Origin of the sequence: Nonomuraea corallina (assembly GCF_027620315.1) — a bacterium.
GTDB lineage: Bacteria > Actinomycetota > Actinomycetes > Streptosporangiales > Streptosporangiaceae > Nonomuraea > Nonomuraea corallina.
Genome location: NZ_JAPNNL010000189.1, coordinates 1 through 13956, shown reverse-complemented (window position 1 = coordinate 13956; position 13956 = coordinate 1). Strand labels below are relative to the sequence as shown.

The 13956-nt window shown below is 71.0% G+C and carries 10 protein-coding genes; 7 read left to right on the top strand and 3 right to left on the bottom strand.

Translation table 11 applies throughout. The features are described 5' to 3' along the window. Positions 1-1298: aldehyde dehydrogenase family protein (locus tag OUY22_RS31350; RefSeq protein ID WP_270158857.1), on the top strand; the 1298-nt coding region annotated here is incomplete at its 5' end. 45 nt (positions 1299-1343) lie between these two features. Here the strand turns inward: OUY22_RS31350 and OUY22_RS31345 are convergent. Further along, the gene (locus OUY22_RS31345; protein ID WP_270158856.1) at positions 1344-1742 is read right to left on the bottom strand and encodes a DUF6703 family protein; all 399 of its coding nucleotides are present in this window, start codon (positions 1740-1742) and stop codon (positions 1344-1346) included. A 63-nt stretch (positions 1743-1805) separates the two neighbouring features. On the opposite strand from OUY22_RS31345, the gene OUY22_RS31340 reads away from it, so the two are divergent. The 3 genes from OUY22_RS31340 to ppdK all read left to right on the top strand — a co-directional run bounded on the left by OUY22_RS31340 (position 1806) and on the right by ppdK (position 6533). Then, entirely contained in the window at positions 1806-2093 is a 288-nt protein-coding gene (locus tag OUY22_RS31340; RefSeq protein ID WP_270158855.1) for an antibiotic biosynthesis monooxygenase family protein, read from the top strand. A gap of 93 nt (positions 2094-2186) precedes the next feature. Continuing rightward, positions 2187-3572 (top strand): glycine--tRNA ligase, encoded by a 1386-nt coding sequence (locus OUY22_RS31335; RefSeq protein ID WP_270158854.1) that lies wholly within the window; start codon positions 2187-2189, stop codon positions 3570-3572. Between the two features lie 327 nt (positions 3573-3899). Beyond that, complete coding sequence (gene ppdK / locus OUY22_RS31330; protein WP_270158853.1) at positions 3900-6533, top strand: pyruvate, phosphate dikinase; 2634 nt, start codon at positions 3900-3902, stop codon at positions 6531-6533. 178 nt (positions 6534-6711) lie between these two features. Here ppdK and OUY22_RS31325 read toward each other — a convergent pair whose 3' ends face one another. Next, positions 6712-8214 carry a M48 family metallopeptidase gene (locus OUY22_RS31325; protein ID WP_270158852.1) on the bottom strand — a complete coding sequence of 501 codons (1503 nt, stop codon included), beginning with the start codon at positions 8212-8214 and terminating at the stop codon, positions 6712-6714. Positions 8215-8294: 80 nt separating this feature from the next. On the opposite strand from OUY22_RS31325, the gene OUY22_RS31320 reads away from it, so the two are divergent. Further along, on the top strand, positions 8295-9515 hold the full coding sequence (locus OUY22_RS31320; protein ID WP_270158850.1) for a deoxyguanosinetriphosphate triphosphohydrolase: 1221 nt from the start codon (positions 8295-8297) through the stop codon (positions 9513-9515). Between the two features lie 103 nt (positions 9516-9618). Here OUY22_RS31320 and OUY22_RS31315 read toward each other — a convergent pair whose 3' ends face one another. Further along, positions 9619-10500, bottom strand: a complete 882-nt coding sequence (locus OUY22_RS31315; protein WP_270158849.1) for a M23 family metallopeptidase — start codon at positions 10498-10500, stop codon at positions 9619-9621. Positions 10501-10674: 174 nt separating this feature from the next. Between OUY22_RS31315 and dnaG the strand changes: the two genes are divergently transcribed. Both dnaG and rpoD read left to right on the top strand, forming a co-directional pair. Continuing rightward, positions 10675-12516, top strand: a complete 1842-nt coding sequence (gene dnaG, locus OUY22_RS31310) for a DNA primase (protein ID WP_270158848.1) — start codon at positions 10675-10677, stop codon at positions 12514-12516. A 322-nt stretch (positions 12517-12838) separates the two neighbouring features. Continuing rightward, positions 12839-13942 carry an RNA polymerase sigma factor RpoD gene (rpoD, locus tag OUY22_RS31305; protein WP_240779826.1) on the top strand — a complete coding sequence of 368 codons (1104 nt, stop codon included), beginning with the start codon at positions 12839-12841 and terminating at the stop codon, positions 13940-13942. The last annotated feature ends 14 nt before the right edge of the window (positions 13943-13956 follow it).

Genomic DNA, 13956 nt, shown 5'->3' with positions numbered 1-13956 from the left:
AGCGCAAGGCGCGGGTGTCGGCGGCCGTGGAGTCCATGGCCGCGCACCGCGACCTGCTGGCGCTGCTGCTGGTGTGGGAGATCGGCAAACCGTGGAAGACGGCCCGCGCCGACGTCGACCGCTGCCTCGACGGGGTGCGCTGGTACGTGGGAGAGATCGACCGGATGGCGGCCGGCCGCGCCCCGCTGCCCGGCCCCGTCAGCAACATCGCGAGCTGGAACTACCCGATGAGCGTGCTCATGCACGCCATGCTCGTGCAGGCGCTGGCCGGCAACGCGGTCATCGCCAAGACGCCGACCGACGGCGGGCTGTGCTGCCTCACCCTGGCGTGCGCGCTCGCGGTCCGGGAGGGGCTGCCGTTCACGCTGGTCAGCGGGAGCGGGGCGGAGCTGTCGCCGGTGCTGGTGGCGGGGCGGTCGCTGGGCTGCGTGTCGTTCGTGGGCGGCAGGGACGCGGGCGGGAACGTCACCGGCTCGCTGGCCGACCTGGACCGGCGGCACGTGCTGGAGCAGGAGGGGCTCAACTGCTGGGGCGTGTGGAAGTACTCCGGCTGGGACCTGCTGCGCCGGCAGATCCGGGCCTCGTTCGACTACGGCAAGCAGCGCTGCACCGCCTACCCGCGGTTCGTGGTGCAGCGGTCGCTGTTCCACGAGTTCCTGGGGGCCTACCTGGAGGCGGTGGGGTCCCTGCGGTTCGGGCACCCGCTCGCCGTCGCCCATCCGGACGATCCACTGCCCGAGCTGGACTTCGGGCCGTTGATCAACGCTTCGAAGGCCAAGGAGCTGGCCGACCAGGTGGACGAGGCGGTGGCGCGGGGCGCGGTGCCGCTGCACCGGGCGGCCGTGGCCTCCGGACACTTCCTCCCCGGTCAAGATATGTCGGCTTACTTCGCGCCGGTGGCCCTGCTCGACCCGCCCCGGTCGTCCCCGCTCCACCACGCCGAGCCGTTCGGCCCCGTCGACAGCTTCGTGCTCGTCGACACCGAGGCGGAGCTGCTGGCCGCGATGAACGCCAGCAACGGCGCCCTGGTGGCCACCCTCTCCTGCGACGATGAGGAGACGTACCGCAGGCTCGCCCCGGACGTGCGGGCGTTCAAGGTCGGCCACAACCGGCCGCGCTCGCGCGGCGACCGCGAGGAGCTCTTCGGCGGGCTCGGCGCCTCCTGGCGCGGCGCGTTCGTCGGCGGCGAACTGCTCGTCAGGGCCGCCACCCAGGGCCCCGACGGCGAGCGCCTGCCCGGCAACTTCCCCGGCTACCAAGATGCGGGCCAGTGCTCCGGCCTTCGAACCGGGGGGTGAAGGCCCGCGCAGGACGTCTCTGAGAGCGCGTCAAACGCTGATCCCCTAGAGCAGCCCGAACCGGGTCGCGGCCAGCAGCACCAGGAACGTCAGCATCGCCACCCGCAACAGCTTGCCGCCCACCCCGAGCGACGGCCACGACAGATAGGCCAGCCAGCCGACGAACACCACCACCGGCAGCACGGCCAGCCCGCCCAGCCAGCTCTGCACCGCGAACCCGGCCAGCAGCAGCACCACCATCACGGCGGGCGCGATCCAGCGCGGCACCTGCGTGAACAGGAACGCCATCGGCGCCGCGCTGCGCCGCTCGACGGCCGCGCGCAGCCCCGTCGCCCCGGGTGTGAAGAACTGCTCGCCCTGCGGCAGCGGGCGCTTGGGCTTGCCCTTCGGCTCCCCGCGGGGCTGCGCCAGCGGATGCCTGCGGCGGTCGTCGTCAGTGGCCACGGCCCGAGCCTAGCGCCGTCCGAAACGCCCCGGCGGTCGCGGAAGGTCTGACATGCTGGGGGCGTGCTCGCCGTGATCCGTTACACCGTTCCAGACGCCCAGTCGCAGGAGTTCGCCAAGCAGGCCGAGGTCGTCCTCGACACGCTCGCCGCGCAGCCCGGCTACCTGCGCGGCCGGCTCGCCAGGTCCGTCGACGAGCCCAACCTGTGGGCCCTGGTCAGCGAGTGGGAGGGCGCCGGGTTCTACCGCAGGGCGCTGTCCACCGCCCGCATGGAGCTGTATCCACTGATGACCCTCATGGTCAACGAACCCTCCGCTTTCGAGGACGTCCTCGTACAAGACGGGGCGTAGCGCCACTCGGGCGCGGACCCGTCCGCCGTTCCCCTAAGCTGGGACCTCAATCCGTTCCCTCGCCGACCTCCAGCCGGAAAGAGTCCGATCAACATGGCACGACGCACCGACGTCATGGACACCATCGTCAGCCTCGCCAAGCGCCGCGGGCTCGTATACCCGTCGAGCGAGATCTACGGCGGACTGCGCGCGTCATGGGACTACGGGCCGCTGGGCATCGAGCTGAAGAACAACGTCAAGCGGCAGTGGTGGCTGTCGACGGTCCAGGCGCGCGACGACGTGGTGGGCCTCGACTCCTGCGTCATCCTGGCCCCCGAGGTGTGGGCGGCCAGCGGCCACGTCGAGACCTTCACCGACCCGCTCACCGAGTGCCAGTCCTGCCACAAGCGCTTCCGCGCCGACCACCTGATCGAGGCGTACGAGGAGAAGAACGGCAAGGCCCCCGAGTCCGGCCTGGCCGACATCACCTGCCCCAACTGCGGCAACAAGGGCACCTTCACCGAGCCGCGCCAGTTCAGCGGCCTGCTCAAGACCTTCCTCGGCCCGGTCGAGGACGAGTCGGGCCTGGCCTACCTCCGCCCGGAGACCGCGCAGGGCATCTTCATCAACTACCTCAACGTGCAGCAGTCGGCGCGCAGGAAGATCCCGTTCGGCATCGGCCAGATCGGCAAGTCGTTCCGCAACGAGATCACCCCGGGCAACTTCATCTTCCGCACCCGCGAGTTCGAGCAGATGGAGATGGAGTTCTTCGTCAAGCCCGGCACCGACGAGGAGTGGCACCAGTACTGGATCGACGAGCGCTTCCGGTGGTACACGGACCTGGGCATCAACAAGGACAACCTGCGCCTGTACGAGCACCCGCGGGAGAAGCTGTCCCACTACTCCAAGCGCACGGTCGACATCGAGTACCGCTTCAACTTCACCGGCACCGAGTGGGGTGAGCTGGAGGGCATCGCCAACCGCACCGACTTCGACCTGACCGCCCACTCCAAGGCGTCCGGCACCGACCTGAGCTTCTTCGAGCAGGAGACCGGCGAGCGCTACGTGCCCTACGTCGTCGAGCCGGCGGTCGGCGTCGACCGGGCCATGCTGACCTTCCTCCTCGACGCCTACACCGAGGACGAGGCGCCCAACGCCAAGGGCGTCATGGAGAAGCGCACGGTCATGCGGCTCGACCACCGGCTCGCCCCGGTCAAGGCCGCGGTGCTGCCGCTGTCGCGCAACGCCGACCTGTCGCCCAAGGCCCGCGACCTGGCCGCGCAGCTGCGGCGCAGGTGGAACGTCGAGTTCGACGACGCCGGCGCGATCGGCCGCCGCTACCGCCGGCAGGACGAGATCGGCACGCCGTTCTGCATCACGGTCGACTTCGACACCCTTGAGGACCAGGCCGTGACCATCCGCGAGCGCGACTCGATGCGCCAGGAGCGGATCGCGATCGACCAGGTGCAGAGCTACCTGCGCCAGCACCTCAACGACTGACGCGCGCCGTCACCCGGGGGCCTCTCTGCGGAGGGGCCCCTTTTCGCGTCCATCGGAGGGGTGCGGGGCGGGCCGGTCCTCGCGCCGGCGGGTCGCGGACGGTTGGTGGTGGGCTGGATCACATTCATCCATCGCGGCCCCCCGAACATAGTCCAAAATTGGTTTGAACCATTGGTATAAACCACTTCCAGAAGAAGGTCGATTTATCAGTGGATTAGACCTCTGCGGGGGGTTTGAGCTGGGAGAACATTGAGTTAACCGTAGAGTGCAGTTTCATCATGAATTCCGCCGGTAGAGTCCGGGTAGAAGCCGTTGATTGGAGCTGTGGTGGCCAAGTACGTTTACGACTTCACCGAGGGCAACAGGAATCTCAAGGATCTCCTGGGCGGAAAGGGCGCCAACCTCGCTGAGATGACCAACCTCGGCCTGCCCGTCCCTCCGGGATTCACGATCACCACTGAGGCCTGCCGCCACTACCTGGCCGAAGGCGCCGCCCCCGACGGGCTCGACCAGGAGGTCGAGGAGCACCTGCGCGCGCTCGAGGAGACGATGGGCAAGCGGCTGGGCCAGGCCGACGACCCGTTGCTCGTCAGCGTGCGCTCCGGAGCCAAGTTCTCCATGCCCGGCATGATGGAGACGGTGCTCAACATCGGGCTCAACGACGACTCCGTCCACGGCCTGGCCAAGCAGGCGGGCGGCAACGAGCGCTTCGCCTGGGACTCCTACCGCCGGCTCATCCAGATGTTCGGCAAGACCGTGCTGGGCATAGAGGGCGACCTGTTCGAGGACGCGCTCGACGCGCTCAAGGACGGCCGCCAGGACACCGATCTCGACGCGGGTGAGCTCCAGCACCTGGTCGAGTCGTACAAGCGCATCGTCCGCGAACAGACCGGCAGCGACTTCCCCGCCGACCCGCGCGAGCAGATGCGGATGGCCGTCATGGCCGTCTTCGACTCCTGGAACGCGCCCCGCGCGGTCCTCTACCGGCGCCAGGAGCGCATCCCCGCCGATCTCGGCACCGCGGTGAACGTGTGCTCCATGGTCTTCGGCAACTGCGGCGGCGACTCCGGCACCGGCGTCGCCTTCACCCGCGACCCCGGCAGCGGACGCCAGGGCATCTACGGCGACTACCTGCAGAACGCGCAGGGCGAGGACGTCGTCGCCGGCATCCGCAACACCATGCCGCTGCAGGAGCTGGAGCGGATCGACAAGCGCTCGTACGACGAACTGCTGTCGATCATGGAGACGCTGGAGAACCACTACCGCGACCTGTGCGACATCGAGTTCACCATCGAACGCGGCAAGCTCTGGATGCTGCAGACCCGCGTCGGCAAGCGCACCGCCGGCGCCGCCTTCCGGATCGCCACCCAGCTCGTCGACCAGGGCCTCATCACCATGGACGAGGCCGTCACCCGGGTCACCGGCGACCAGCTCGCCCGCCTCATGTTCCCCCGCTTCGACGCCGACGCCGGCAAGCGGCGCATCGCCAAGGGCATGAACGCCTCGCCGGGCGCGGCCGTGGGCAAGGCCGTCTTCTCCTCCGAGCGGGCCACCGAGCTGGCCGCCGCGGGCGAGGACGTCATCCTGGTCCGCCGCGAGACCAACCCCGACGACCTGGCCGGCATGATCGCCGCCCGCGGCATCCTGACCAGCCGCGGCGGCAAGACCTCGCACGCCGCCGTGGTCGCCCGCGGCATGGGCAAGACCTGCGTGTGCGGCGCCGAGGAACTGGACGTCGACACCGCCGGGGGCACGTTCACCGCACCCGGCGGCGTGGTCGTCAACGAGGGCGACGTGATCTCCATCGACGGCACCAGCGGCGAGATCTACCTCGGCGAGGTGCCGGTCGTCGCCTCCGCCGTGGTCGAGTACTTCGAGGGCGCCGAGCCCGAGGACGACCTGGTCCGGGCCGTCGACCGCATCATGCGCCACGCCGACGCCACGCGCCGGCTCGGCGTGCGGGCCAACGCCGACACCCCCGAGGACGCGGCCAGGGCGGTCCGCTTCGGCGCCGAGGGCATCGGGCTGTGCCGCACCGAGCACATGTTCCTCGGCGACCGCCGTCAGCTCGTCGAGGACCTGGTGCTCGCCGGCACCGCCGAGGAGCGGCAGGCCGCGCTGGACGCGCTCGAACCGCTGCAGAAGTCCGACTTCATCGGCATCTTCCAGGCGATGGACGGCCGTCCGGTGACCATCCGGCTCATCGATCCGCCGCTGCACGAGTTCCTGCCCGACATCGTCGAGCTGTCCGTCAAGGCCGCCACCGGCGAGGTCACCGACAAGGACCGCGCCCTGCTGGCCGCCGTCAAGAGACTGCACGAGCAGAACCCCATGCTGGGCCTGCGTGGCGTACGGCTCGGCCTGGTCATCCCCGGCCTGTTCGCCATGCAGGTACGCGCCATCGCCCAGGCCGCCAAGGAGGTCCCCGGCGCCAGGCCGGAGATCATGATCCCGCTCATCGCCGCCGTGCAGGAGCTGGAGTACGTCCGCGAGGAGGCCGTCGCCATCCTGGCCGAGACCGGCGTGGACGCCCTCGTCGGCACCATGGTCGAGACGCCACGGGCCGCGCTGACCGCCGGGCAGATCGCCGAGGCCGCCGAGTTCTTCTCCTTCGGCACCAACGACCTCACCCAGATGGCGTGGGGCTTCTCCCGCGACGACGTCGAGGCCGCGTTCTTCTCCCGCTACCTGGAGCTGGGCGTCTTCGGCGTCTCCCCGTTCGAGACCCTCGACCGCGAGGGCGTCGGCCGGCTGGTAGCGATCGCCACCGAGGAGGGCCGGGCCACCAGGCCCGACCTCAAGATCGGCATCTGCGGCGAGCACGGCGGCGACCCGGACTCGGTCCACTTCTGCCACGACACCGGGCTGGACTACGTGTCCTGCTCGCCGTTCCGCATCCCGGTGGCGCGCCTGGAAGCGGGCCGCGCCGCCCTCAGCGACACCGACTCCGACACTCGCTGACCCCCCTCACGGGGTTCTCACGCGCCCGGCCCGCACCCGCAGCGGAAGGCGACCGGGCGCGGTCCGGTGGAAGGCCCGGTCAGGGATCGCGCGTTCGGGTTCTGCGCGACGGGGTCCGGGCGACGGGACCTGGGCCGGGATCGGCGTCCGGGGGTTCTGCCGGGGTGCCGGGGTCGCGTCAGGCGGCCTGGGTGGCCGCCTGTTCGGCGTCGGCCGGGACGTAGTCGTGGCGCACCCCCAGGTCGCCGAGCCACGCCCGCAGCCCGGCCACGGCCGCGGGGTCGGCGGCCACCTGGGCGGCGTACTCCGACAGCGCCACCTCCTCGCCGTCGTCGTACAGCAGCCGGGCGGGCCCCGACCAGGACAGCGACCAGCGGGCCTGGCCGTGCTGGATCAGCAGCCCTTCCAGGGCCGCGCCCAGCACCCGCGCCAGCAGCCCGTCGCCGGCCTCCCAGCCCCGTTCGCGCAGCCGCTCCTCCAGCTCCGCCTGCCGCCCCCTGGCGACGGCCTCGAAGGCGGCGTCCAGGTACGGCCTGGACGCCCCCACCACCTGTGCGCCCGCCACCGCCAGGTCGACCAGCGCCTCGGCGTTGCGGCCCTCGTACATGCCGCGCGAGACCAGCTCGTCCCAGGACACCGGGCGCAGCGCGGCCAGGGCCTGCGGCGTCCACATCGACTGCTCCACCGCGTCGGCGGCCACGTCGGCGTCGCGCAGCAGGGTCAGCGCCGACCGCGGGTCGGGCGCATGCCCCGGCTCGGGCAGCCGCTCCACCGCCGCCAGCCGCTCGGCCAGGCTCGGGTGGGAATCGTACGGGGACGCCTTCTCGGGCTGCTCGGCCGCCTTCGCCAGCTCCGCCTGCCGGGAGGCGTCGTTCAGCAGCGACTGGAAGCCGCCGAACACGGCCGCGGGCCGGCAACCCCCGGCTCCCGCCATCGACAGGTAGGCGCCCGTGTAGAGCTCCCAGGCCGCCGCCGTGTAGTGGATCTTGCGGAGCGCGTCCGCCATCGCCTGACGCCCGCCGATCGCCACCGCGAACACGTCGGCCTCCAGCTCCTGCCTGCGCGACACGGCCTGCGACACCCGCAGGTAGAGCCGGGCGTACCAGGTGAAGACCCGCTGGATGAACGGGTGGCGGTGCAGGCCGCGTACGGTCGCGATCAGCGACACCCGGCCCCGGTAGACCGGCGCGCCCAGCCGGGTGTGCGCGCCGCTGTAGTGGCCGAGCTCGTGCCCGAGCACCGCGCGCATCTCGTCGACCGTCAGCGTCTGCATGAGCGGCAGCCCGATGTACATGCGTCGCGTCGTCGCCACCAGGCCGAGGAAGCGGGTGTCCTCGGCGACCGCCGCGTTGACGTCCGGCACCAGCCGGATCTCGTCGGGCGGCGCGGTGCGGACCAGGCGGGCCAGGTCCTCCACGGTCTGCCAGAGCACCGGCTCGTGCTCCCTGGTGACGGCCACGCCCGGCTGCTCGCCGCCCTGCCGCCGGCTCACCATGACCAGGGCCCGTACGAGCGCCGCGGCGGCGAGCGTCAGCACGACGGCGAACTTCACCAGACCGGCGCGGAAGTCGATGATCAGCAGCACGTCCAGCACGACCGCCGCCGCCACGAACCCGCCGACGAGCACGTAGAAGCCGGCGAGCAGGCTGAAGGCGAGGACGGCCCGGAACGCTGTCGTCATGGGTGAGGGCTCCCGGGGAAGGGGTGCTGGCGTAGATCGACCCTAGCGAAAACCGGAAACTGGATAAAATCACTGCACTTATGACCGTCTACAACGAGCACGACACGGAGCGCTGGGTTCCGGAACCCCCGGGCAACCCCGAGCGCAGCCCCTTCGAACGAGACCGCGCCCGCGTGCTCCACAGCGCCGCGCTGCGCAGGCTGGCGGCGAAGACGCAGGTGGTCGGCCCGGCCGAGGCGTTCGGCGCGGGCCAGCACATCCCGCGCACCCGGCTCACCCACTCGCTGGAGTGCGCCCAGGTCGGCCGCGAGATGGGCGCCACCCTCGGCGTCGACCCCGACCTGGTCGAGACCGCCTGCCTCGCGCACGACCTGGGCCACCCGCCGTTCGGGCACAACGGGGAGGTGGCCCTGGCGGAGCTGGCCGAGCCGTGCGGCGGCTTCGAGGGCAACGCGCAGAGCCTGCGGCTGCTCACCCGGCTGGAGGCCAAGGTCATCGGCGAGAGCGGCGGCAGCGCCGGGCTCAACCTCACCAGGGCCGTGCTGGACGCCTCCGTCAAGTACCCGTGGACCCGGGGCGACTCGCCCAAGTTCGGCGTCTACGACGATGATCTGCCCGTCTTCCGGTGGATCAGGGACGGCGCGCCCGACGGCCGGGTCAGCTTCGAGGCGCAGATCATGGACTGGGCCGACGACGTCGCGTACTCGGTGCACGACCTGGAGGACGCGCTGCACTCCGGCCACGTCGTCCCGGAGGCGCTGCGCTCGCCCGCCGAGCGCGCCGCCGTCTGCGTGACGGCCCGCACGTGGTACGCGCCCGGCGCCGACCTCGCCGAGCTGGAGGAGCTCTTCGACCGGCTCGTCGCCCTGCCGCCATGGCCCCGCCGCTTCGCGGCCACCCTCCAGGACCTGGCCGGGCTGAAGGCGCTCACCAGCGGGCTCATCGGCCGTTTCTGCCGCGCCGCCCAGACGGCCACCCTGGAGTCGTACGGCCCGCGCCACCGGACCAGTCTCGTCGTGCCGGAGGCGACCCGCCTGGAGTGCGCGCTGCTCAAGGGGATCACCGCCCATTACGTGATGGCCACCGAGGACCACCACGCCAACCAGGCCAGGCAGCGTGAGCTCATCACGGAGCTGGCCTCGCTGGTCACCCTCGGCGCTCCCGAGACGCTGGAGCCGGCCTTCAGGGCGGACTTCGAGGCCGCGCCCGACGACACGGCCCGCCTGCGGGTGGTCATCGACCAGCTCGCCTCGCTGACCGACACCTCCGCCGTCGCCTGGCACCGGCGGCTGTCACGCTGACCGGACGGGACGCCTGACGCCGACGGTCACGCCGAGGGCGCCGCAGAGGAGGGAGTCAAGCCGAGCGGGGAGCACCTGGCCCCTGGGGCTGCCTGGGGGCGTCTCAGGGGGTGCCGCCTCCGAGGACGCCCACCGACTCGGTCGGCGACAGCGTGATCGCGAACTCCGGTGTGGGGGTCGCGCGGGTCCGCTTGCGCGTCGGGGTGGGGGTCGGGGTCTTGGACGGCGCGGACGACGGCTGCCTCGCCCCGCACAGCACCCGGCACGGCGGTGTCTCACCCAGCTCGCGGCGCAGCGCCAGCGTCTCCTTGCGGGGCGAGAACGTGCGGTTGCCGGTCTTCCAGGCGTCGAGGTAGTCCCACGGCTCGACCATGCCGCGCCGCACCCACCACAGCGGCGGGTCGGTCTTCCAGGAGATCGCGAAGTAGAGGTTGGGCCCGGTGTCGCGGGCGTTGCCCGAGGTGCCGATCCGGCCCAGCACCCGGCCGGCCTTCACCCGTACGCCCGGCTTGACGCTCGCGGCCACGCTGTCGAGATGCCCGCCGAGGTAGAGCACCCCGTCGTCGCCGGCGATCGTCACGAACCTGCCCTCGCGGTGGGCGCCCACGTCGGTGGACGGCGCCCACCGGTTGACGGTGTTGACCTCGTGGACCACGCCGTCGACCGGCGCGACGAACGCGCACCCGCGCCGCGCCCAGATCGTCGTCTTCGGCAGCACCAGCAGCTTGCGCTGGTAGCTCACCTCGCAGCCCTCGACGGGGAAGGTGTAGGTGTGGTCGGACAGCTTCGGCGGCGGCACCCGCACCGGCTCGCCGCCGTCGGGCGCCTCGGCCGGGCCCTGCGAGGCGGGGGCGGGCGTCGGCGAGCTCGGACCGGGGGTGGCCGCCGTGCGCACCCCCGCGATCCCGGCCGGCTGACTGCAGCCGCCCACCAGCAGCACGACGCCGGTCGACGCCGTCACCAGGCCGATTCGCCCCGCTCGCATGATCTCCACCGTATCTGAGTGCAACCTTTACCTTTGTAGCCGACAGGGAGCGGTCCCATAACGTCTTCCGGCCAACGGGCGCCACCTGTTCCACCCCGGTGATCGTCCCGCGCCCCGCAGGTCACATCGCTCTCAATGAGGGAAGTGTCGGGGGAGCCGAATAGACTCACCGGCGTGGCCGGCCGGATTCGTGATGTCGACATCGCGCTCGTACGCGAGCGCTCCCCGATCGCCGACGTGATCGGCGAGCACATCCAGTTGCGCAACGCGGGCGGCGGCAACCTCAAGGGGTTGTGCCCGTTCCACGATGAGAAGTCGCCTTCCTTCAACGTCACCCCCGAGCGGGGGATGTACTACTGCTTCGGCTGCTCCGAAGGCGGTGACGTGATCACCTTCGTGGAGAAGGTCGAGCACCTGACCTTCGGCGAGGCGGTCGAGCGGCTGGCGCAGCGGGCCGGCATCCAGTTGCAGTACGAGCAGGGCGGCTACGTCCCGCGCCGCGACCACGGGGAGCGGGCGCGGCTGATCGAGGCGCACCGGCTGGCGGCGGAGTTCTACGCCGGCAAGCTGTTCGGGCCCGACGCGGGCGCGGGGCGGCGGTTCCTGTCGGAGCGGGGCTTCGAGCGGGCCGACGCCGAGCTGTTCCAGGTGGGTTACGCGCCGGCCGAGTGGGAGGCGCTGACCCGCCACCTGCTGGCGCGCGGGTTCAGCGCCGAGGAGCTGGTCAAGGGCGGGCTGGCCAAGCAGGGGCGGCGCGGGCCGATCGACCGGTTCAGGGGGCGGCTGATCTGGCCGATCAAGGACGCGACGGGCGACGTGATCGGGTTCGGCGCGCGCAAGCTGCTCGACTCCGACGAGGGGCCCAAATACCTCAACACGCCCGACTCGCCGCTCTACAAGAAGAGCCAGGTCCTTTACGGCATCGACCAGGCCAAGAGGGAGATCTCCAAGCGCGCCCAGGCGGTGATCGTCGAGGGCTACACCGACGTGATGGCCTGCCACCTGGCGGGCGTGCCCACGGCGGTGGCGACCTGCGGCACCGCGTTCGGCGAGGAGCACATCAAGATCCTGCGCCGGTTCCTGCTCGACCAGGCCGAGTTCCGGGGTGAGGTGATCTTCACCTTCGACGGCGACGCCGCCGGCCAGAAGGCGGCGCTGCGGGCGTTCGCCGACGAGCAGAAGTTCGTCACGCAGACCTACGTCGCCATCCAGGCCGACGGTCTCGACCCGTGCGACCTGCGGGTCAAGCAGGGCGACGCGGCGGTGCGCGATCTGGTCGCCAGCCGCGAGCCGCTGTTCCAGTTCGCCATCCGCAGCACGATCGACCGCTACGACCTGCGCAGCAATGAAGGCAAGATCGCGGCGCTCGACGCGGCGGCGCCGATCGTGGCCGGCATCAAGGACGCCGGGCTGCGCAAGCGCTACGCCGTCGACCTCGACCGGTGGCTCGGCTTCATGGACGAGCGGTTCGTCATGGATCGCATCGCCGAGGTGGGCCGGGCGCAGGCCGGCCGCCCGCGGCGCGTCTCCCGGCCGGCGCCGGTGGACCCGCACGTCCGGGTGGAGGCCGAGCTGCTCAAGCTGGCCGTGCAGCGGCCGGCGCTGCTCGGGCCGCGCTTCGACGCGCTCGACGCGCAGGCGTTCACGGCGCCCGACCACGTGGCCCTCCACCGGCTGATCGCGGCGGCGGGCGGGCTGGCGGCGGCGGGCCACGGCGGCCGCCCGTGGGTCGACCGGCTGCTGGAGCACGCCCACGAGGAGGGCGCGGCGGCGCTGGTGACCCGGTTCGCCGTGGAGCCCATCCAGGCCGACTCCCACGCCGAGGAGCGCTACGCGGGGGCGATGCTGGCGGCCATCGAGGCCATCGCGGTCGACCGGGCCATCGCTCAGGTCAAGTCCCGCATCCAGCGCCTCAATCCGGTCGAGGAGCAGCAGGAATACAACAAGCTGTTCGGTGAGCTGGTGGCGCTGGAGCAGCAGCGCCGGGTGCTGCGCGACCGCGCGGCGGGCAGTTAGCGGTTGTCGCGGACGGCCCGCCCGTCCGCCGTGCGGAGGGCCGCCCGCCGACGTCCGTAATGTGCCCTCGAACCGGCATCCGGGCAGTCTGGCCCGGGTGTCCGGCTCCGCGCCGAGCCGGCCACACCAATCCTGAACACGTAATTGACTTTACTTTCCTGATCAAACTCCGGCTAAACCTAAATAGGATCTCAATTCGGTAAGGGGCGCTGGTCTTACCTTCGGTGACAAAAATGGGTCTGCCATTTTATGGAACCAATACTGCAGACTGTCTCCCGTGGGTGCATCGGTGCTGTCAAGTGGACCGCCATCCGTAGATCAGGTGGCGGACCTCGTCGCGAAAGGAAGGGAGCGCGGAAGCGTAACCGTCGATGACGTCGCAGCCGCGCTTGACCGATCCGAGCTTCCCTCCGACGCGCTCGAACGCGTCGTGCGGATGCTCGCCGAGAACGGTGTGGAGGTCCTCGAGCCCCAGGGCGACGAGGAGACCACCCGCGCCGATGAGGAAGACGTAGGCAAGCGGGCGCCGACCAGTGATCTGGTCCGTATCTACCTTCGGGAGATCGGCCGTGTGCCACTGCTGACGGCGGAAGAGGAGGTGGAGCTCGCCAAGTCGATCGAAGCCGGCCTGTTCGCCGAGGACAAGCTGGCCAACGGGGTCTCGCGTCTGGCCTTCCCGGAATTCAGGGAGCTCGTCTGGCAGGGCACGCGGGCCAAGCAGCGCCTCATCGAGGCCAACCTGCGGCTCGTGGTGTCGATCGCGAAGCGGTACGTCGGCCGCGGGATGCTGTTCCTGGACCTGATCCAGGAGGGCAACCTCGGGCTGATCCGGGCCGTGGAGAAGTTCGACTACACCAAGGGCTACAAGTTCTCGACCTACGCCACCTGGTGGATCCGGCAGGCGATCACCCGGGCGATCGCCGACCAGGCGCGGACCATCCGCATCCCCGTGCACATGGTGGAGACGATCAACAAGCTCGTCAGGGTGCAGCGCCAGCTCCACCAGGACCTCGGCCGCGAGCCGATCCCGGAGGAGATCGCCAAGGAGATGGACCTCCCCGTCGACCGGGTGGTGGAGATCCAGCGCATCGCGCAGGAACCGGTGTCGCTGCAGTCCCCGATCGGTGAGGAGGACTCCGACCTCGGTGACTTCATCGAGGACGCCGACGCGGTCGTGCCCATGGAGGCGGCGGCGTTCATCATGCTGCAGGACCAGCTCGACGACATCCTGGCGACGCTCTCCGACCGCGAGCAGCGCATCATCCAGCTCCGCTTCGGGCTGGCCGACGGCCATCCCCGCACGCTGGAGGAGGTGGGCAGGGAGTTCGGCGTGACGCGCGAGCGCATCCGGCAGATCGAGTCGAAGACCCTGGCCAAGCTCCGCCACCCGACGCGGGCGCAGATGCTGCGCGACTATCTGGACTGAGTGCGGTTCCGACG

Coding starts and splice junctions, on each gene's coding strand:
- OUY22_RS31335 (WP_270158854.1), top strand. CDS start 2,187: ATGGCACGACGCACCGACGTCATGGACACCATCGTCAGCCTCGCCAAG.
- OUY22_RS31325 (WP_270158852.1), bottom strand. CDS start 8,214: ATGACGACAGCGTTCCGGGCCGTCCTCGCCTTCAGCCTGCTCGCCGGC.
- OUY22_RS31320 (WP_270158850.1), top strand. CDS start 8,295: ATGACCGTCTACAACGAGCACGACACGGAGCGCTGGGTTCCGGAACCC.
- OUY22_RS31315 (WP_270158849.1), bottom strand. CDS start 10,500: ATGCGAGCGGGGCGAATCGGCCTGGTGACGGCGTCGACCGGCGTCGTG.